Source organism: Cryptosporangium sp. NPDC051539 (assembly GCF_044454545.1).
Lineage (GTDB): Bacteria > Actinomycetota > Actinomycetes > Mycobacteriales > Cryptosporangiaceae > Cryptosporangium.
In genome coordinates this window covers 1-19,081 of record NZ_JBITDV010000019.1, presented here as the reverse complement: position 1 = coordinate 19,081, position 19,081 = coordinate 1, and the positions used below count along the sequence as shown (strand labels likewise).

At 70.9% G+C, this 19,081-nt stretch carries 19 protein-coding genes and 1 pseudogene; 11 read left to right on the top strand and 9 right to left on the bottom strand.

Going from position 1 to position 19,081, the window contains the following annotated elements; genetic code table 11:
- The first annotated feature begins 3 nt into the window (after positions 1–3).
- Positions 4–801 (top strand): PrsW family intramembrane metalloprotease, encoded by a 798-nt coding sequence (locus ACIBZJ_RS40055; RefSeq protein WP_395938863.1) that lies wholly within the window; start codon positions 4–6, stop codon positions 799–801.
- A 48-nt stretch (positions 802–849) separates the two neighbouring features.
- Complete coding sequence (locus ACIBZJ_RS40050) at positions 850–1,503, top strand: SDR family NAD(P)-dependent oxidoreductase (RefSeq protein WP_395938862.1); 654 nt, start codon at positions 850–852, stop codon at positions 1,501–1,503.
- 67 nt (positions 1,504–1,570) lie between these two features.
- On the opposite strand, the gene ACIBZJ_RS40045 is transcribed toward ACIBZJ_RS40050, so the two are convergent.
- Positions 1,571–2,755 carry a zinc-dependent alcohol dehydrogenase gene (locus tag ACIBZJ_RS40045; protein WP_395938861.1) on the bottom strand — a complete coding sequence of 395 codons (1,185 nt, stop codon included), beginning with the start codon at positions 2,753–2,755 and terminating at the stop codon, positions 1,571–1,573.
- 207 nt (positions 2,756–2,962) lie between these two features.
- On the opposite strand from ACIBZJ_RS40045, the gene ACIBZJ_RS40040 reads away from it, so the two are divergent.
- From ACIBZJ_RS40040 to ACIBZJ_RS40025, 4 genes and pseudogenes are all read left to right on the top strand, one after another.
- The gene (locus tag ACIBZJ_RS40040; RefSeq protein ID WP_395938860.1) at positions 2,963–4,843 is read left to right on the top strand and encodes a diguanylate cyclase domain-containing protein; all 1,881 of its coding nucleotides are present in this window, start codon (positions 2,963–2,965) and stop codon (positions 4,841–4,843) included.
- Between the two features lie 67 nt (positions 4,844–4,910).
- A complete protein-coding gene (locus ACIBZJ_RS40035; protein ID WP_395938859.1) occupies positions 4,911–5,603 on the top strand; it encodes an SDR family NAD(P)-dependent oxidoreductase in 693 nt (230 codons plus the stop codon).
- Between the two features lie 114 nt (positions 5,604–5,717).
- Positions 5,718–6,527: a hypothetical protein gene (locus tag ACIBZJ_RS40030; RefSeq protein WP_395938858.1), complete on the top strand. Its 810-nt coding sequence runs from the start codon at positions 5,718–5,720 to the stop codon at positions 6,525–6,527.
- A gap of 64 nt (positions 6,528–6,591) precedes the next feature.
- Positions 6,592–6,993 (top strand): annotated as a pseudogene (locus tag ACIBZJ_RS40025) (SDR family NAD(P)-dependent oxidoreductase); the annotation flags it as partial.
- Here ACIBZJ_RS40025 and ACIBZJ_RS40020 read toward each other — a convergent pair.
- On the bottom strand, positions 6,990–7,733 hold the full coding sequence (locus ACIBZJ_RS40020; protein WP_395938857.1) for an ABC transporter permease: 744 nt from the start codon (positions 7,731–7,733) through the stop codon (positions 6,990–6,992). The pseudogene ACIBZJ_RS40025 and the gene ACIBZJ_RS40020 overlap by 4 nt on opposite strands.
- The gene (locus ACIBZJ_RS40015; protein ID WP_395938856.1) at positions 7,730–8,683 is read right to left on the bottom strand and encodes an ATP-binding cassette domain-containing protein; all 954 of its coding nucleotides are present in this window, start codon (positions 8,681–8,683) and stop codon (positions 7,730–7,732) included. The genes ACIBZJ_RS40020 and ACIBZJ_RS40015 overlap by 4 nt, the downstream gene beginning before the upstream one ends.
- A 62-nt stretch (positions 8,684–8,745) precedes the next feature.
- Here ACIBZJ_RS40015 and ACIBZJ_RS40010 point away from each other — a divergent pair, with 62 nt between their 5' ends.
- Complete coding sequence (locus tag ACIBZJ_RS40010) at positions 8,746–9,720, top strand: helix-turn-helix transcriptional regulator (protein WP_395938855.1); 975 nt, start codon at positions 8,746–8,748, stop codon at positions 9,718–9,720.
- On the opposite strand, the gene ACIBZJ_RS40005 is transcribed toward ACIBZJ_RS40010, so the two are convergent.
- On the bottom strand, positions 9,691–10,365 hold the full coding sequence (locus tag ACIBZJ_RS40005; RefSeq protein WP_395938854.1) for a response regulator: 675 nt from the start codon (positions 10,363–10,365) through the stop codon (positions 9,691–9,693). The genes ACIBZJ_RS40010 and ACIBZJ_RS40005 overlap by 30 nt on opposite strands.
- Positions 10,353–11,516, bottom strand: coding sequence for a sensor histidine kinase (locus ACIBZJ_RS40000; RefSeq protein WP_395938853.1), 1,164 nt, complete (start codon positions 11,514–11,516; stop codon positions 10,353–10,355). The genes ACIBZJ_RS40005 and ACIBZJ_RS40000 overlap by 13 nt, the downstream gene beginning before the upstream one ends.
- A 156-nt stretch (positions 11,517–11,672) precedes the next feature.
- Between ACIBZJ_RS40000 and ACIBZJ_RS39995 the strand changes: the two genes are divergently transcribed.
- The gene (locus ACIBZJ_RS39995) at positions 11,673–12,098 is read left to right on the top strand and encodes a DUF6069 family protein (protein WP_395938852.1); all 426 of its coding nucleotides are present in this window, start codon (positions 11,673–11,675) and stop codon (positions 12,096–12,098) included.
- Here the strand turns inward: ACIBZJ_RS39995 and ACIBZJ_RS39990 are convergent.
- From ACIBZJ_RS39990 to ACIBZJ_RS39975, 4 genes are all read right to left on the bottom strand, one after another.
- The gene (locus ACIBZJ_RS39990) at positions 12,059–12,790 is read right to left on the bottom strand and encodes an FAD:protein FMN transferase (protein WP_395938965.1); all 732 of its coding nucleotides are present in this window, start codon (positions 12,788–12,790) and stop codon (positions 12,059–12,061) included. The genes ACIBZJ_RS39995 and ACIBZJ_RS39990 overlap by 40 nt on opposite strands.
- Before the next feature lie 80 nt (positions 12,791–12,870).
- Complete coding sequence (locus ACIBZJ_RS39985; protein ID WP_395938851.1) at positions 12,871–13,317, bottom strand: FMN-binding protein; 447 nt, start codon at positions 13,315–13,317, stop codon at positions 12,871–12,873.
- An 11-nt stretch (positions 13,318–13,328) separates the two neighbouring features.
- A complete protein-coding gene (locus ACIBZJ_RS39980) occupies positions 13,329–14,714 on the bottom strand; it encodes a ferric reductase-like transmembrane domain-containing protein (RefSeq protein ID WP_395938850.1) in 1,386 nt (461 codons plus the stop codon).
- 80 nt (positions 14,715–14,794) lie between these two features.
- A complete protein-coding gene (locus ACIBZJ_RS39975; RefSeq protein WP_395938964.1) occupies positions 14,795–15,784 on the bottom strand; it encodes a LacI family DNA-binding transcriptional regulator in 990 nt (329 codons plus the stop codon).
- A 162-nt stretch (positions 15,785–15,946) separates the two neighbouring features.
- Here ACIBZJ_RS39975 and ACIBZJ_RS39970 point away from each other — a divergent pair, with 162 nt between their 5' ends.
- Genes ACIBZJ_RS39970 through ACIBZJ_RS39960 form a run of 3 tightly spaced genes read left to right on the top strand, consistent with a single transcriptional unit; the run spans position 15,947 to position 18,951 of the window.
- The gene (locus ACIBZJ_RS39970) at positions 15,947–16,705 is read left to right on the top strand and encodes an ATP-binding cassette domain-containing protein (protein WP_395938849.1); all 759 of its coding nucleotides are present in this window, start codon (positions 15,947–15,949) and stop codon (positions 16,703–16,705) included.
- A complete protein-coding gene (locus ACIBZJ_RS39965; protein ID WP_395938848.1) occupies positions 16,702–17,874 on the top strand; it encodes an ABC transporter permease in 1,173 nt (390 codons plus the stop codon). Before ACIBZJ_RS39970 ends, ACIBZJ_RS39965 begins: the two co-directional genes overlap by 4 nt.
- A gap of 57 nt (positions 17,875–17,931) precedes the next feature.
- Positions 17,932–18,951: an ABC transporter substrate-binding protein gene (locus ACIBZJ_RS39960; RefSeq protein ID WP_395938847.1), complete on the top strand. Its 1,020-nt coding sequence runs from the start codon at positions 17,932–17,934 to the stop codon at positions 18,949–18,951.
- Positions 18,952–19,081: the final 130 nt, after the last annotated feature.

The window sequence follows — 19,081 nt, the reverse complement described above, 5'->3', positions numbered from 1 at the left end:
ACCATGGAGCATGCACGGCGTTGGTCCTGGGTGGCGGTTCTCGTGGTCGGGCTGGGGCTGTTCGCTCTCGTCCGCAGGGCGACCCTGCACACCGACAACCCGAATCTGATCCCGTCGCTGATCCTGCTGGGCGCGATGGTGATCCCGGTGACGTTCGTGGCGTTCCTCGCCGGGCGGCGGATCGCCTACGGCGTGTCCGGCGGGACGCTGGCGCTGACCGCGCTGGTCGGCGGCATCATCGGCGTGGTCACGGCCGGCGTGCTGGAGTTCGACACCCTGCACGACCTGGGCATGCTGCCGATGGTCGCGGTCGGGCTGATCGAGGAGTCGGCGAAGCTCATCCTCCCGCTGGCCCTGGTGTTCTTCCTCAAGCCCCGCCGTCCGGCCGACGGGCTGCTGATCGGCGTCGCGTCGGGGGCGGGGTTCGCGACGCTGGAGACGATGGGGTACGCGTTCGTCGAGCTGATCCGCTCGAACGGCAGCATCTCCGCGGTCGACGACGTGCTGTTCCTGCGCGGTGTGCTGAGCCCGGCCGCGCACATGGCCTGGACCGGTCTGACCGCCGCGGCACTCTGGTACGCCGCCGAGCACCGCTGGCAGGCGTCGGCCGTGCTGCGTTTCGTCGGGGTGTTCGTCGTGGCGGTCGGATTGCACGCGACCTGGGACTCGTTGGCGAGCACCCCGGCGTACGCGATCCTGGCCATCATCAGCCTCGGCCTGCTCGGGGTGACCACCCACCGCGCGTCGGTCGAGTCGCGGTCCACGCTCCACCAGGGATCCCTCACCGCCAAAAGCGCGTAGACCTGATCCCTTCGGGCACGTAGTAGTAGCCCCGGAGGAGGAAGCTCAATGGTGGAGAACCGGCCTCTTGCGGTCGTGACCGGAGCGTCGAGCGGTATCGGCTACGAGTTGGCCCGCCAGTTCGCCAAGCACCACTACGACCTGGTGGTCGCCGCCGAGGACGAAGACATCACCGCCGCGGCGGGCGAACTGCGACGCGACGGCGGGCACACGGTCGAGGCCGTGCGGGCCGATCTGGCGACCGAGGCCGGCGTCGAGCAGGTCTACCGGGTGATCCCCGGACCGGTCGACGCGCTGGCGATGAACGCGGGCCGGGGCGCGTGCGGCGACTTCTCGCGCGACGCCGACCTGCGCGACCAGCTGGAGATCGTCGACGTCAACGTGCGCGCGACCGTGCACCTGGCGAAGCGCGTGCTCCCGGACATGGTGCACCGGGGCGCCGGGCGCGCGCTGTTCACGTCGTCGCTCGCGGCGCCGCTGCCAGGGACGTACCAGGCGGTCTACCAGGCCTCAGCGGCGTTCGTGGAGTCGTTCGCGGCGGCGCTGCAGGCCGAGCTGAGAGACACCGGGGTCACGGTGACCGCCCTGCTGCCGGGCCCGACCGACATGCACGACCCGGCCGACGTCGCCCGGCTCGGCTACGAGGCACTCCTGGCCGGCCGGCCCCGGGTGATCGCGGTGTCGTTCCCGACGAACGCCTGAATCCGGACGGCCCGATCCCGATGCCCCGATCCGGACGCCGGGCCGGGGCACCGGCCGCACCGGAACGTCAGGGCTTGAGGACGACCTTGATGCAGCCGTCCTTCTTTTCCTTGAACATCTCGTATCCCTGCGGCGCCTGCTCGAGCGGGAGCGCGTGGGTCCTCAGGTCCCCGGTGCCCAGCGGGTCGCCGTCGCCGGTGAGCGCGGGCATGATCTCGTCGACCCAGCGCTTCACGTGCGCCTGTCCCATCCGGAGCGTCACGCCCTTGTCGAACAGGTCCATCATCGGGAACGGATCGGCCTGACCGCCGTACACGCCGATGATCGACACGGTCCCGGCCCGCCGCACGCTCGCGAACGCCGTCCGCAGCGCGGCCATCCGGTCCACGCCGACCCGGTCGATCGCGACCTTGGCCATCGCGTCCGGCAGCAGGCCGGCCGCGCGCTGGGCGAACTCCTGGAACGGCGTCCCGTGCGCCTCCATCCCGACCGCTTCGATGACGCCGTCCGCGCCGCGTCCGTCGGTGAGGTCCGCGATCGCTGCCGGGACGTCGTCGCAGCTCCGGCTGTCGATCACCTCGATGCCGTTGCGCCGGGCCATCTCGAGGCGCTCCGGGACGCTGTCCACCGCGATCACCCGGCCGGCGTCGAGGTACCGGGCGATCCGGGCCGACATCTGGCCGATCGGACCGAGCCCGATCACCGCGATCGTCTGCCCCGGCTGCAGGTCGGCGTAGCGGACGGCCTGCCAGGACGTCGTCAGCACGTCGGAGAGGTACAGGAACCGCTCGTCCGGATGACCCTCGGGCACCTTGATCGGGCCGAAGTGCGCCTGCGGCACCCGCAGCAACTCCGCCTGCGCGCCCGGCACCTGCCCGTACAGCTTCGTGTAACCGAACAGCGAGGCGCCTTTGCCCTGCTCGACGTTCTGGGTCGTCTCGCACTGGGCGTAAAAACCGCGGCCGCACATCCAGCACGAGCCGCAGGAGATGTTGAACGGGATCACGACCCGGTCTCCCGGCCGGATGTGGGTGACGTCCGGACCGACCTCTTCGACGATCCCCATCGGTTCGTGCCCGAGGATGTCACCGGGGTCGATGAACATCCCGAGGACGTCGTAGAGATGCAGGTCGGAGCCGCAGATCGCGGTGGACGTGAGGCGGACGATCGCGTCCGTCGGTTCGCGGATCACCGGATCCGGAACTGTCTCCACCGAGACCTTCTCCGTGCCTTGCCAGGTGAGAGCGCGCATCGTGGCAGCCTCCAGTCGTGGTCGGACCGGGACGTGGTGCCCAGAATCAGGTCATCTACGCGGCGCGATCGGCGGCGCGCATCGCAAGCCCCTTCCGGATCACACGGCAACCGGTGACACGTGGCTCGAGCGGAGTACCGTTCCAGCGGCCACCTGATTCCACCGGCGTCCATCACCGCCGGCTGAGCAGAACGGGCGGAGGAGGGCGTGGTGCGGCGTTCTGGGTTACTCGGAGCCGCCTCCACGGACGCCGTTTTGCTGGCACTCGTACTGGGTTGGGTGCTCGTCTCGGCCTGGCTGATCGTCGTCGACGCCGCCGAGCCCGGGCGGACCACGGTGTTCTGGGCGGTCCAGTTCCCCGGCGACGCGGTGTTCTTCCTCAGCGCGTCACGACTCACCCGGCATTTCCGGGACGATCCGCGGGCGCACCGGTTCTGGCGGCTGGTCTCGCTGGCCGCGCTCGCGTTCATGGTCGCCGACCTGCTGCGGGCGATCGAGGGCGTCGCCGGGCTGGAGACCACCGGGCCCGGCCCGGTCCAGCTGACGTTCTTCACGGTGGGCCAGACCGCGTTCGTCGTCGCGCTCGTCGGCTACCCGATGCTGGTCGGCTCGGGCGCCGGACGGCAGCGGTTCCTGCTGGACGCCGCGATCGTGTTCTTCGGAGTCGGCGCGATCGTCTGGTTCCTGCTCACCGATCCTCGGGCCCGGGCCGCGAACAGCGTCGACGTGTTCAGCGCACTGCTGGTCGGGGCCGAGGTCACGCTGGTGGGCTTCCTCGCGGTGAAGCTCGTGCTGAGCGGGCACGGCCCGGTGTCGCTCCCGCCCGCGGTGCTGATGATCTCGTCCGCGGTCGTGCAGATGCTGCAGACCGCGGTGCTGCCGATCTACGCGGCGCCGCTGAGCGACGGGGCGTCGCTGGCCATCCAGCTGCTGCCGACCGTGCTCATCGCCGCCGGGACGCGCCTGGAGGTGCTGCGGGTCGGGATCGAACCGAATCCCCGGCCGCCCGAGCGCGGCCGCCCGTACAGCCTGCTGCCGTACGCGGTGGTGGCGATCGTCCAGTTGTTGCTGCTCGTGACGTTGCTCGTCGATCCGGTCGTGAACCTGCGGCTGTGGGGCATGGTCGGGGCGACCGCGCTGGTCGGCACGCTCACCGTCGCCAGGCAGTTGCTGTCGATGCGAGACAACCTGCGGCTGATCGGCCAGCTCGGGCGGCAGAAGGAGTGGTTCGGCTCGCTGGTCGCGCACTCGTCCGACATGACGCTGGTGGTGGACGAGCGGGACGTGGTCACGTACGTCTCGCCGGCCGCCGAGCGGGTGCTGGGGATCCGCCCCGAGCAACTGGTCGGCGTGAAGCTCAGCCAGGCGCTGCACGTCGAGGACTTCGACCGGTTGAGGGTGGGCTGGGCCGCGCTGCGGGCGGCACCGGGCGCGGCCTGGACCGTGCAGGTCCGCCTGCGCACCGGCGGCCGGGGCTGGCGCTGGCTGGAGACCGTCAACACGAACCTGCTCGAGGTACCGGCGATCCGCGGGATCGTCTGCAACTGCCGAGACGTCACCGACGCCAGAGAACTGCAGGAACAGCTGCGCTTCCAGGCCGAGCACGACGTCCTGACCCAGCTGGCGAACCGCCGGCTGTTCACCGACCGGCTCGCCGCGTCCGGCCGCGAGTACTCGTCGGTCGCGCTGCTCGCGATCGACCTCGACGGCTTCAAGCCGATCAACGACAACCACGGCCACCACGTGGGGGACGCGGTGCTGGTCGCCGTCGGCGAACGGATCCGGCGCTGTGTCCGCCCGACCGACACGCCGGCTCGGCTCGGCGGCGACGAGTTCGCGGTGCTCATGCCCGGCGCGAGCCTGGAGAACGCGAAGCGGGTCGCGGCACGGGTCCGGTCGGTGCTGGCGGAGCCGATCGCGATCGGATCGCTGCGGCTCGAGGTCGGGGCGAGCATCGGCGTGACCGTCGGCGCCGGTGACGACCCGGACAGCCTGATGCGTCAGGCCGACGCGGCCATGTACCGGATGAAACGACAGGCCCGGGCGGACGCGACGTGGTCGGCGGAGCCGGCGACGGACGGGGTGTGACGATCTCGGTGCGGCACCGGTCGGAGAATCCGGCTGGCCCACGGTGGCCTGGCCCTAGATTGGGGCCATGGAGCTCGAAGGGGCAGTAGTGCTGGTCACCGGGGCGTCGGCCGGGATCGGGGCGGCGACGGCACGGCTGGCGGCGAAGGCGGGCGCCCGGCTGGTGCTCGCCGCCCGCCGCGCCGACCGGATCGAGGCGCTGGCCGGTGAACTGCCGGACGCGATCGCGATCCCGACCGATCTCACCGACTCCGGGCAGATCCCGACCGCTGTCCAGGTCGCGCTCGACGCGTACGGCCGGATCGACGTGCTGGTCAACAACGCCGGCCAGGGCCTGCACCTGCCGCTGGAGCAGGTCGACCCGGACGATTTCCGCGCGGTACTGGAGCTGAACGTGGTGGCACCGCTGCTCGCGATGCAGGCGGTCCTCCCGACGATGCGCCGCCAGGGTGGTGGCGCGATCGTGAACGTCAGCTCCGGGACGTCCCGGAGGGTGATCCCGGGACTGGGTGCGTACGCGGCGACGAAGTCCGCGCTCAACATGCTCTCGGCGGTGGCCAGGGCCGAGCTGGCCGCCGACGGGATCGCCGTCTCGACCGTCTACCCGGTGATCACCGCGACCGAGTTCCACGACGTCCTGCGGGCCGGGTCGCTGACCGCGCGGCCGGGGATGCCGCCCGCGCAGACGGCGGAGCAGGTGGCCGAGGTGATCCTCGACCTGATCCGGACCGGGGACGAGGAGGCGTTCCTGCACCCCTGAACGCTTCTGTTCGGACCGTAACGGTACGACCGTCCGTCGCCGCACGGGGTGATCACGCCCGCGCCCCGACCATGGCGTTACCGATCAGAGGTCCGAGAGGAGCGAGGTAACACCATGAGCTACGACCAATACCACGACCAGAGCCCAGGTAGCTCCTACGAACAACAGTGGGTGGGACCGCCGTCCTACGCGGTGAGCCCGGCCGGGCCGTTACCCGAGGCGGTGTACGCGCCGCCGCCGCTCCCGCCTCCCGTCCCGCCACCGGCCAACCGCCCGAACACCGCTCTCGTCGTCCTGGTGACCGTGATCGTGACGCTGCTCGCGACCGCGCTCGTGGTGTGCGGCCTGGGGACGTTCGGGGTGGTGCTGATCGGCGCCTCGGCCGACTCGTCCTCGTCGCCGACCCCGACGCCGAAGCCCAGCAAAACCGCGTCGGCCGCACCGTCGAGCACCGCGGAGCTCATCCAACCGGCCGGAGCCCCGTACAGCTACCGGCTGCCGACCGGCTTCCACACGCAGCCCGCGACCGAGGGCACGTCGGGGAGCCCGAGCGCGACCCCGGATCCCGATCTGCTGGACGAGTACTACGACACGTACTCGGCGCCGCAGGGCGGGTCGGTGTACGACTTCCTCTTCGTCGCGTCGTTCCCGCTCAAGGGCGACACGGGCGACGCCGCGCTGACGGCGACGCTCGACAAGTACGTCGCCAAGATCGGTCAGGACGCCAGCACCCGCGCAGCCGTCAAGGTCGGCAAGTACTCGGCGTACAAGTACTCGTTCGCCGACGCCGCGAAGGGCGCCTGGGACTACTTCGTGTACGACGGCCGCACGGTCGTCGACGTCACCTGCTCGTGGTCGTCCGACCAGGCCGGCATACAGCGCGGCTGCCTGGAACTCCTCGACACGCTGACGGTCACGGGGTAACTCGCGGCGGAGATACGGCCGGGACACGACGGCAAAGATCTGGTTCATCACCGGTACGTCCCGCTTCGGCCGCCTCGACATCGTGGTCAACAACGCCGGCTACGGGCAGTTCGGCATGATCGAGGAGATCTCCGAGTAGGAGGCCAGGGCCCAGTTCGAGACGAACGTGTTCGGGGCGCTCTGGGTGACGCAGGCCGCCCTGCCGTACCTGCGTGAGCAGGCAGCGGGCACTTCGTCCAGGTCTCCTCGATCGGCGGCGTCTCGGCGTTCATGAACATCGGGATCTACAACGGCTCGAAGTGGGCCCTCGACGGGTTCAGCCAGGCGCTCGCCCTCGAGGTGGCACCGCCCGGCCTGCGGGTGTTCTTCGGCGACGGGCGCGCTGGCGATCGCCACCGCGGACTACGAGTCCAGGCTCGCCGAGTGGCGAGCCTGGGAACCCGTGTCGATCGAGGCGCACGGCTAGTCGGCGTCCCGCGAGATCGAGCGGACGCCCACCCAGAGACCGGCGACGCCCACCAGCGCGGCGGCCAGTGCGCCTTCGGCAACCGTGCGCGAGAGGACTTCGCCGTTGAACAGGACCCGCTCGGCGTCCACCACGTAGGTGAGCGGGTTGACGTGGGAAAGCACCTTCAGCCAGCCGGGGCCGTTGTCGATCGGGAGCAGGATGCCCGCGATCAGCAGCAGCGGGAACAGCAACGTCTGCTGCACGCTCCAGAAGATCCACTCCTGGCCCCGGCTGGCCAGCGCCAGCGCGTACGACAAGGCCCCCAGCCCGACGCAGAGCACGGTCAGGATCACCAGCCCGATCGCCACGCCGGCCACGTGCAGCTCGAACCCGAACGGCACCGTCACCAGGATCAGCACGACGGTCTGCGCCAGCATCGGGACGATCTCCTTGAGCGCACGCCCGATCAGCAGCGACGGGCGGCTCAGCGGCGAGACCAGCATCCGTTCGTGTGATCCGGTCTGCATCTCCAACTGCAGGTTCGAGCCGGTGACCGACGTCCCGAACAGGCACGACATCACGACGAGGCCGGGCACGAACCACTGCAGCGACCCGACGTCGTCGGGCAGCAGCGGTGCGAACAACGCCAGGAAGAACACCGGCTGGACCATCGTGAAGATCAGCGAGAACGGGCTGCGCAGCACCGGCCGCAGCTCCCGGCTGAAGACGACGGTGGTGTCCCGGACGAGAGTGCTCACGCTGCTGCTCCTTCACGAAGGCTGCGGCCGGTGAGGGCCAGGAAAACGTCGTCGAGCGTCGGACGCCGTACTTCGACGGCGGTCACCGGGACCCCGGCCTCGTCGAGGCTGCGCAGCAGCTTGGGCACCAGGTGGGTGCCTTCGGGAACGCTGATCGTGACCGTCGGCCCCTCCACCGAGATCCGGCCGTCGAGGGCCGCGGCCCGGTCGGCCGCCCGCGCGGCCTCCCCGGCGGTTCCGAACGACAGCGCGATCCGGTCACCGACGTGCTCGGACTTCAGCCGCGCCGGCGTGTCGTCGGCGATCAGCACGCCGTGGTCGATGACCACGATCCGCTCGGCCAGCGCGTCCGCCTCGTCCAGGTAGTGGGTGGTCAGCACGATCGTCGTGCCGTACTCCTCGCGCAGCCGCCGGATGTGTTCCTGCAGGTTGACCCGGTTCTGCGGGTCGAGCCCGGTCGACGGCTCGTCGAGGAACAGCAACGGCGGGGTGTGGATCAGGCCCATCGCGATGTCGAGCCGACGCCGCTGGCCACCGGAGAGCGACGAGACGAGCCGGTCGGCGACCGCCTCCAGCCCGAGCGACCCGATCAGCTCGTCGGCCCGGCTCCGGGCGGCCACGCGGTCCAGCCCGTAGGAGCGGCCCTGGCTGATCAGCTCGTCGCGGCCGCGCTGGCTGTGGCCGGCGCCGTTGCCCTGGCCGATGTAGCCGATGCGCTTGCGCACCTCGCGCGGCTCGCGCACCACGTCGAACCCGGCGACCTCGGCGGTGCCCGAGGTCGGCGCCAGCAGCGTGGTCAGCATCCTCAGCGTCGTCGACTTGCCGGCGCCGTTCGGGCCGAGCAGCGCGACGAGCTCACCCGGGCGCACCTCGAGGTCGAGCCCCTTCACCGCCTCCACCGTCTTCTTCTTCACGACGAAATGCCTGGTCAGTGCCGTCGTCTTGATCATGGGTCCGACGCTAGAAGTCATTCCGGCCACTTTCTGACCGCAATCCGCGGCAATCTGGATTCATGGCGAACACCAGCGAGCGGACCCTCCGGTTGCTCTCCCTGCTGCAGACCCATCGGTACTGGCCCGGCAGCGACCTTGCCGACCGCCTCGGCGTCAGCGAGCGGACGCTGCGCCGCGACATCGACCGGCTGCGGGAGCTGGGTTATCCGGTGGACGCCAGCCGGGGCGTTGCCGGCGGCTACCAGCTGCGATCGGGTGCCGCGATGCCGCCGCTGCTCCTCGACGACGAGGAAGCGGTCGCGATCGCGGTCGGTCTGCGCACGGCCGCCGGTGGTGCGGTCGAAGGCATCGAGGAGACCTCGGTCCGGGCACTCACCAAGGTGATCCAGGTGATGCCGCCCCGGCTGCGCCGTCGCGTCGAAGCACTGCGTACGTACACCGTCCCGGGAGGGTTCTCCGGCGGTCCTTCGGTGGACGCCGAAACGCTGACCGTGATCGCGAGCGCGTGCCGGGACGACGAACGGCTGCGCTTCGACTACACCGCCCGGGGGTCGGAACGCACGACCCGGCTGGTCGAACCGCACCGGCTGGTGTCGCTCGGTCGCCGCTGGTACCTGGTGGCGTGGGACACCGAGCGCGGGGACTGGCGCACGTTCCGGATCGACCGGCTCACCGGTCCGCAGCCCACCGGCGCGCGGTTCCGGCCGCGGGAGCTGCCGGCCGAGGACGCGGCCGCGTTCGTGCGCATGCGGCTGTCCGATCGGCCGCACCGGTACACGATCGAGGTGCGGGTGCACGCGGCCGCGGACGCGATCCACGGCGCGTTCGGCCGCGAGGCCGAGGTCACCGAAGAGACGGCCGGCCGCTGTCTGCTCACGCTGCGCAGCGACCAGCTGGATTGGCCGGTCTCGGCGCTGGCCTGGCTGGGCGCCGACTTCGAGGTCGTCGGGCCTCCGGAGTTCGTGGCCGCGGTCCGCAGCGTCGGCGAGCGCTACCTGCGCGGATCAGGCCAGGCCGGCGTCGTGGGCCAGTAGGGCGACCTGGGTGCGGTTGTCGAGCTCCAGCTTGATCAGCACCCGGGTCAGGTGCGACTTGACCGTGGCCACGCTCAGGAACAGCTCGGACGCGATCTGCGCGTTGGTCTTGCCGGTGGCCACCGCCAGCACGATGTCGTGCTCGCGCGGGCTCAGCGACGCCAGCGCCGTGCGCGCCTTCTCGTAGGCACCGGCCTCGACCGCGACCCGGTCGATCAGTTTGCGGGTGACCTGCGGCGAGAGGATCGGGTCGCCGGAGGAGACCCGGAGGACGGCGTCCACGAGCTGGTCGGGCGGGGTGTCCTTGAGCAGGAACCCGCTGGCGCCCGCGCGCAGTGCCCGCAGCACGTTCTCGTCGGTGTCGAACGTGGTCAGCACGATGACGTCGGGCGCCTCGGGCCGGGCCCGCAGCCGGCGGGTGGCGGTCACCCCGTCGAGCTTCGGCATCCGGATGTCCATCAGCACGATGTCCGGCGAGTGCGCGCTCACCGCCTCCGGCACGTCGACGCCGTCCGCGACCGCACCGACGACCGCGATCGCCCGTCCGTTCTTGCTCACGCCGTCGAGCATCATCGTCAGCCCGGCCCGGACCATCGCGTCGTCGTCGACGATCAGGACGCGGACCGGAGGCGTCACCTCGGCCACGGCAGCCGCACGTCGAGCCGGAACTCCCCGCTCGGGGCGGTGCCGTGCTCGATCTCGCCGTTGGCCAGCTGGACCCGCTCGGCCAGTCCGAGCAGCCCCATCCCGGCGCCGGGCACGCCCGGGCCGACGCTCACCGGCACCCGGTTGCGCAGCTCGATCCGCAGCCCGTCGCCGGGCGCGCCGTCGAGGAGGAGGCGCACCGGAACACCGGGGGCGTGCTTGCGCGCGTTCGTGAGCCCCTCCTGCACGATCCGGTACGCTGTGCGCCCGGTCGCCGCGGGTAGATCGCCGTCGCTGCGCCGGTCGTCCACCTCGACGGGTGTGCCGATGTCCCTCGTCTCCTCGATCAGCCAGGTGATGTCGGACAGACCTGGCTGCGGCCGGGTCTCGGGAAATTTCACCGGGTCATCGTCGCGGAGAACCGTGATCACCGCACGCAGTTCCTCCAGGGCCTCGCGCACACCGGCACGGATCACGCCGGCCGCGGCCGAGAGCTTCTCCGGAGCCGCGTCCGGGCGGTACTCGAGCGCACCCGCGTAGGTGGCGAGCAACGAGAGCCGGTGGGCCAGCACGTCGTGCATCTCGCGGGCGATCAGCGTCCGCTCGGCCATCCGGGCCTCGGCGATCCGGTGCTCCTGGTCGGCCTCGGCCCGGCGGGCCCGTTCCCGCAGCGACGCCAGCAGTTCCCGGCGCACCCGCACGACGGTGCCCCAGCCGATCAACGCGGCCCAGGCGACCGTGATCAGCGCCAGCCACCAGCCGTATCCCAGGCTCGCAGCCGGACGCCAGGCCGCCTGCACCGCCTGGCAGGCCACGCTGCCGACGCCGATCAGCGCCGCGTACCGGAACGGCCGGGACTGGGCGACGAGCATCGACGCGGCCGAGGCGCTCGGCGTCGCGGCCGGCGAGATCAGCGTCAGGACCGCGAGCGCGACCGCGGCCGGCACCGGCCAGCGGATCAGCACCGGCGTGAGCGCGACGCTGATCACGCCGACCACCAGGTCGAGGGTCAGCAGCTTCTCGTGCGCCTCGGCGGGCAGACCGAAGATCGTGACGCTCACGATCGCGGTCAGCCCCACCATGAGCGAGATCGTGACCCGGAGCCCGGGCCAGCGCCGGCCGCCCACCGGGCCGCAGTCGTTCGGAGTCATGGCGTCAGGCTAGGTCGGGGGTCGGCGCGGCGATACCGACCAAGGTCGAAGCCGGTTGCGACTCGGGTGGGACCCGGTCTCGCCGGGTCGTCGATGCGGGGAACACCGTCCCGGCGCGAATCTGATCGGGCCGTCACGACGCCTCAGGAGGCCACGATGTCCCGCCAGATTCTTCCGCGTTCCGCCGCCGTCGCCGCCGCCGCACTCGCCGCGCTCGTCCTGTTCTCCGTCTCCGGGGCCGACCCGGTGGTGCACGGCGCCGGTGGCGCCGACCAGCAGGTCGGTGCCGGTGCGGTGCTGGTGACCAGCGTGCTGGCCGGTCTGGGTGGCTGGGCGGTACTGGCGATCCTGGAGCGGACGACGAAGCGGCCGGTCCGGAACTGGACCGTCGTGTCGATCACCGTGTTCGTGCTGTCGCTGCTCGGCCCGGTGGGATCCGCGGACGGCGTCCACAGCGCCGGGGTGCTGATCGCGCTGCACTTCGTCGTGTTCGGGGTGCTGTACTCCGGGCTGGTGCGGTCGGCCCGCGCCCGGGCGTGCGCTCAGGTGAGCGTGCCCCAGCGGGCGAAGCCACTCGTCTGACGGGTGTGTCCGGTCGCGGTGACCGCGAGCGCCTCGAGGTCGGCCTGGGCCTCCACCCAGGCCATTCCTCGTTCCGGCCCCATCGCGAACGCCGCCGTCGCGGCCACGTCCACCCAGGCCAGGCGCGGTCCGACGACCGTGACGGCGGCGAGCCCCTCGGGCGGGGCGCCGCGGTGCGGGTCGACGATGTGCTGCCCGCGTTCGGCCGTGCCGGAGGTGGCCACCGCGGCGTCTTCGGCGCTGATCACCGCGATCAGCCGGCGGGGACGCAACGGGTGCGCGATCCCGACCCGCCAGGGGCGTCGCGGGCCGTCGGCGCTGACCGAGCCCACGAGCTGGACGTCGCCACCACCGTTCACCGAGTGGGCGGTGGAGCCGGCGGCGGCCAGCAGGTCGCTGGCCCGCTCGATCGCCCAGCCCTTGACGAGGCCGGTGGGGTCGAGGAAGCCGTGCGGCGCGTCGGTGAAGTATCCGTCGGTCGCGGCGGAGGCCTCCCGGACCAGCGCGAGCACCTCGCGGACCTCGGCCGGGCATTCGTCGGGCGTGAGCTCACCCCGGCTGAGCCGGCTGACGACGCTGCCGGGCTGGTAGGTCGAGAACGTGCCGTCCACCCAGTGCAGCCACCGGACCACGTCGTCCAGCGCGGCCACGCTCACGCCGGCCCGCACGTCGATCGAGAAGACCGTGCCCATGCACTCCTCGACCCGGCGAACCGGAGCGCTGGGAAGAGCGGCGAACAGCGCGGCGCTGGCGGGCGCGTCGGCGGTGAGCGTCATAACCCGGCCTGGTCGAGCGCGCTCTGTAGCGACTCCTTGTAACTCTTGGTCGTGAACGTTGCTCCGGACACCGTGTCGATGTCGGCGCTGCTCGCGGCCAGCGTGGCCTGCTGGAGCTTCGGCAGCGCGCCCCCGCCGATCTGCTTCGACTGCGCGTCCTTGGGCTCGAACTTCGCGATCTCGACCTTGGTGATCTTCTTGCCCGAGACCGTGACCTTGACCTGCACGGATTCGTACGGGTTGGTCGACTCCTTGCCGGTCGCCGTCTTCGCTGCCTTCGCCGCGTCACCACCGGCCTGGGAGGTGGACGGTTCCGCGGCCGCCGCCGGTGGCGGAGCGGCTGCTCCGGTGGCCGTGTCGGCCGGCGCCAGGTTGGCCTTGAGCCCCAGCAGACCGCCGAGACCGGCGACGGTCCCGAGCAGGGCGTAGATGAAGCGACGCACGTACGGCTCCCTCAGAACTCGAACGACTCGTGGTGGATCCGGCGCCGCGAGACCCCGGCCTCGCGCAGCGAGTCCCGCGTCGCGGCGGTCAGCGACTCCGGGCCGCACAGGTAGACGTCGTGGTGCTTCAGATTCGGCACCAGGTACTCGAGCTGTTCCGCGGCGAGCGGGTCGCCGCCGAGCTGCTCCCGCGTTCCGACCAGGTAGTGGACGCGGGCCCCGCGGTCGAACGCGATCTCCTCGATCTCGGCCCGGAGCACCAGGTCGGACATGTGCCGGGCCCGGTAGATCAGCGTGATGTCACCCGGGCGGCCGGGAAGCGTCTCCAGGAGCGTCCGGAGCGGGGTGATGCCGACGCCCGCCCCGATGAGCAGGACCTTGCGGCGGCGGCGGACACCGCCGGTGAAGGCCCCGTAGGGGCCGCTGGCCATCACCTTCGTGCCGGGCCGCAGCCGGGAGAGCGACGCGCTGTGGCCACCGGCCTGCTTGACCGTGATCCGCAGACGGCCACCGGCCACCGGAGCCGAGAGCGAGTACGGGTTGGAGGCCCACCAGCTCTCCGGGGTGAGGAACCGCCAGCGGAAGAACTGGCCGGGCTCGGCCTTCAGCTCGTCGAGGTAGCGGCCGGAGAGGTAGACCGAGACGACGTCCGGGCCCTCCTCGCGGACGCCCTCCACCCGCAGCCGGTGGCGCATCGCGACCCGCAGCGGCGTCACCACGCGGTACCAGACGAGCAACAGCGTGACCACGCCGTACAGCGATGACCAGGCGATCTGCGCGGGCTTGTTGGCGGCGAAGTCGGCGCCGGTGGAGAACTGGTGCAGGAACGCCAGCGCGATCGCCAGGTACGTGCCGAGGTGGATGAGGTGCCAGACCTCGTAGCTCATCCGTTTGCGGGCGGCCCGCGCCGAGACTCCCCCGATGACGACGAACAGGACGGCGCCGATCGTCGCGTAGAGGACGTCGGGGTAGTCCTTGACGAGCGAGACGCCCTGGCCGACCACCGACGTGCGCGCGGTGACCGCGTAGCCCCAGGTGATCAGGAGAGCGTGGGCGGTGAGCATGGTGACCGTGTAGCGGCCGCCCATCGCGTGCCAGCGGGTCAGGCGGTCGGTGCCGATACCGCGTTCCAGCGCGGGGACCCGCGCCATCAGGCCGAGCAGGATGATCACGCCGTACCCGGCGAGGAGGCCGGTGATCCGGCCGGCGTTCGTGAGGTAGTCGCCCAGTCCGGAGAGCGTGGTGGTGTTCGTCCACCAGAGTCCGAGGACGGCGGCCGCGCCGACGCCGATGCCGACGAGCACCGGGGTCGGCCCGATGCGTAGGGAAGGCGCGCGTCCGGCCGGTGCTCTGACCCCGTGCGCCGGCACGTACTGCTGATTCAGCGTCGCGGTCATGGCTTGGCCTCCTGTGCCGTCCTTGTAAGAAAGGCACGGGGGTTCAGTGAGCCGAGTTCACGCCGGACCCGAGGAAATCGTTAAGAAAACCTTCCGCCGCTGCAGGAGTCCCGCTCGACCAGGCGCACGGGCAGCACGGTGAGCCGGCGCAGACGCCGGTTCGGGTCGTCGATCCGGTCGAACAGACGGTTGGCCGCGAACCGGCCGAGTTCCTCCGGATCCTGGTCGACGACGGTGAGCGCGGGACGCAGCGAACTCGCCAGCGGGAAGTCGCCGAAGCTGACCAGTGCGACGTCGGTGCGGTCGAGGTTCTGCAACGCGGGCACGATCGCGATCGAGCACTTCGGGTTCGACGAGAAGATCGCGGTCGGCGGGTCGGGCGTGTCGAGGAGGGCGGCGGCCTGCTCGCCGGCCTCGATGCCACCGGCGCCCGCGAAGCGGATGAGGTTCTCGTCGGCGTCGAGGCCCGCGTCTCGCAGGGCGGTCCGGTAACCCTCGAGCCGGCGGCGGGTGGTCGCGATGCCGAGTTCGTCGCCGATGTAGGCGATCCGGCGGTGGCCGTGCCCGATCAGGTGCGCGATGGCCTGGCGCGCACCGCCGACGTCGTCCTCGACCACGGTGTCGGCGGTCAGCTTGCGCGGCGGACGGTCGATGAAGACCAGGCTGGTCCGCGACTTCCAGGGTTCGAGGTAGGACTGGTCGCCGCTGACCGGCGTCGAGATGAGACCGGCGACCTGACGCCCGAGCAGCGCCTCGACCCCGGCCCGCTCGAGCGAGCCGTCGGTGCCGAGGCTGGTGACGAACGTGGCGACGCCCCGGCCGCGGGCCACCTGCTCGACGGTGTGCGTGACCGCGGCGAAGAACGGGTCGGAGATGTCGGGCACGGCCAGGCCGATCGCCGGGTCGCGCCCGAATCGGAACGTGCGGGCCAGCAGGTTCGGCGTGTACTGCAGGTCCTTGATCGCCTGCTCGACGCGGGCCCGGACGTCGTCGGAGACGTACCGGTCCTTGTTGACCACGCGGGAGACCGTCTTCGCGCTCACCCCGGCACGTTCGGCGACTTGCCGCATCGTGGCCAACCGCGCCTCCTCTGTCGGTGAGCGGATGTTAGCGAATTTTCGGGGCCTTCTGACACCGGTGACATCCGTTACTGCTTCGTTACCTGACACCGGTGACAGTGACTTCGGACACGCCTAGTGTGCGTTACCACCGGATGAACGGGGTGATCCGTTTTGACCACACCGCTCCTCGAGGCACGGGGCTTGAACCGCAGCTTCGGACATGTGCGAGCGCTCCGGGACGTCGACTTCGAGGTGTATCCCGGCGAAGTCACGGCCCTGATCGGCGACAACGGCGCCGGCAAATCCACATTGGTCAAGGCTCTGTCGGGCAACCTCGAACTCGACTCCGGACAGTTGTTCTTCGACGGCGACCCGGTCACGATCACCACACCGCAGCAGGCGACCGGCCTGGGTATGGAGGTCGTCTACCAGGACCTCGCACTGGCGCCGCACCTGAACCCGGTGCAGAACATGTTCCTGGGGCGGGAGATCCCGCGGCGCGGGCCACTCGGCTGGTTCGGGTTCCTGGACGAGAAGGCGATGCGGGCCAGGGCGGTCGCCGGGTTCGCCGACCTCGGCGGCACCGTGCGGGCACTGAACGCGCCGGTCGGGACGATGTCCGGCGGGCAGCGGCAGCAGATCGCGATCGTGCGGGCGATCACCTGGGCGGCCCGTCTGGTGTTCCTCGACGAACCGACCGCGGCGCTGGGCGTCGTCCAGACCCGCAACGTGCTCGACACGATCAAGCGCGTGCGCGACAAAGGGGTCGCGGTGGTGCTGATCTCGCACTCGATGCCGGAGGTGATCGAGGTGGCCGACCGCGTCCAGGTGCTGCGCCTGGGGACGCGCGTCGCGACCTACGACGCCACCGAGACGTCCGTCGACCAGCTCGTCGGAGCGATGACCGGTTCCCTGGAGGCGACGCGATGAGCACGCCGGGCGAGACGGAGGCCGGCCCCACGAACCCGGCGGCCGGCGCCGGAGAAGCGCCGGCGACCGCCGACGCGGCTCCCGCCAACAAAGCTCCCGCCAACAGAGCTCCCGCCAACGGGGGTTCGGACGACTGGAACGAGGCCGAGCAGCCGCTGTTGCGGCGGCTGGGCCAGACCCAGTCGGTCTGGATCCTCGGCGTCCTCGTCGTGATCGTGCTGTTCTTCTCGGTCGTCGCCGGTGACCGGTTCCTGTCGACGAGCAACTTCTCGCTGATCTCCCAGAACATCGCGGTCTGGGCGGTCATCGCGGTCGGCATGACGTTCGTGATCGTCACGTCCGGCATCGACCTCTCGGTCGGATCGGTGCTGGTGTTCTCGTCGGTGATCGCGGCCAAGACGATGGAGGCGGCCGGCGGTGAGGGCTACGGCGTCGCGGCACTCGGCCTGCTCGCCGCGCTGGTGTCCGGGCTGGCCTGGGGCCTGATCAACGGGTTCATGGTCGCCAAGGCCAAGGTGCCGCCGCTGATCGTCACGCTCGGGTCGTTGTCGGTGGCGCTGGGGCTGGCCCAGGTGATCACGGACGGGATCGACATCCGGTCGGTTCCGGAGGTGATGACCGACTACAACACCTACATCAAGATCGTCGGCATCCCGGCGCTCCCGTTCACCGCGTTCGTCGTCGTGGTCATCGGCGGCGTGGTGCTGCACCGGACGCGATTCGGCCGGTACACGTACGCGGTCGGCTCGAACGAACTCGCGGCCCGGCGGGTCGGCGTCCGGGTGGATCGGCACCTGATCGCGGTGTACGGGGTGGCCGGGATGCTCTCCGGGTTCGCCGCGATCCTGGCGCTGTCCCAGTTCGGGACGACGACGATCGCCGGCCAGTCGCTGACCAACCTCAACGTGATCGCCGCCGTCGTCATCGGCGGTACCTCGATCTTCGGCGGCGAGGGGTCGATCTTCGGCACCGTCGTCGGGCTGTTCATCCCGGCCGTCCTCCAGGCCGGGTTCGTGATCATCGGCGTCGAGCCGTTCTGGCAGGGCGTCGCGGTCGGCACGGTTCTGGTCGGCGCCGTCTACTTCGACCAGAGCCGCCGCCGCGCCGCCACCCGCGGTGCCGGCGCCAAACGCTCTTCTCTGCGGTCAGTGCTGCTCCGCAACCGGTAGTCCGACCCACTTCGCCCCCCAACCAGCCGCCCTTAACCGGAATCAAGGACGCTTCCTATGAAGAAAACCCCCCTCGTGGTCGCCTGCGTCGTCGCGCTCGCCGTGGCCGGCTGCTCGTCGACCAAGCCCGACGAGGACAAGACCACCACGTCCGACAACGCGTCGGCCGCGTCCTCCCAGGCCGCGGTGGACAAGGCCAGCAAGAACTACGACCTCCAGTTCGTGCAGGGCGTCCAAGGCGACGAGTTCTACATCACGATGCAGTGCGGCATCGAGGAGGAGGCGAAGAAGCTCGGCGTCACCGTCCACACGCAGGGCCCGACGAAGTTCGACCCGACGCTGCAGAAGCCGATCGTCGACTCGGTCGTCGCGGGCAAGCCGGACGCGCTGCTGGTCGCGCCGACCGACGTCACCGCGATGCAGGGCCCGCTCAACCAGGCCAAGGCGGCCGGGGTCAAGGTCGTGCTGGTCGACACGACGGTCGACGACCCGTCCGTGGCGGTGTCGGCGATCGCGTCGGACAACCTCGGCGGCGGCAAGGCCGCGTTCGAGGCGATCCAGAAGCTGGCGCCGCAGGGCGGCAAGGTGCTGGCGATGGGCGTCGACCCCGGTATCTCGACGACCGACGCCCGGGCCAAGGGCTTCGAGGACGCGGTGAAGAGCGACTCGAAGTTCAAGTACCTGGGCGTGCAGTACTCGCACAACGACCCGGCCACCGCGTCGAGCCTGATCAGCGCCGCGCTGCAGAAGGACCCGGACATCGTCGGGGTGTTCGCGCTGAACCTGTTCTCCGCGGAGGGCACCGCGACCGGCATCAAGCAGTCCGGGAAAACCGGCAAGGTGCAGGTCGTCGGGTTCGACGCCGGGCCGAACCAGGTCGCGGCGCTGCGGGCCGGGACCGTGCAGGCGCTGATCGCCCAGCAGCCGGCCGCGATCGGCAAGTTCGGTGTGGACGCGGCCGTGGCCTCGCTCGACGGCGGAACGGTCACGCCGAAGGTGCAGACCGGGTTCACGATCCTGACGAAGGACAACATCGACGGCGACGGCGCGAACGCCGTCTACAAGTCCAAGTGCTGAGGTAGACCGTCCCCGGGGGCGGGGGGCCGGGGGGGGGGGGGGGGGGCGGCGGCGGGGGAGAACAAGCTACCGCGCTCCCGGCGGGGGCCGACCCCGGCGCCGGCCGCGGGGAGGATGGCATCACCACGCC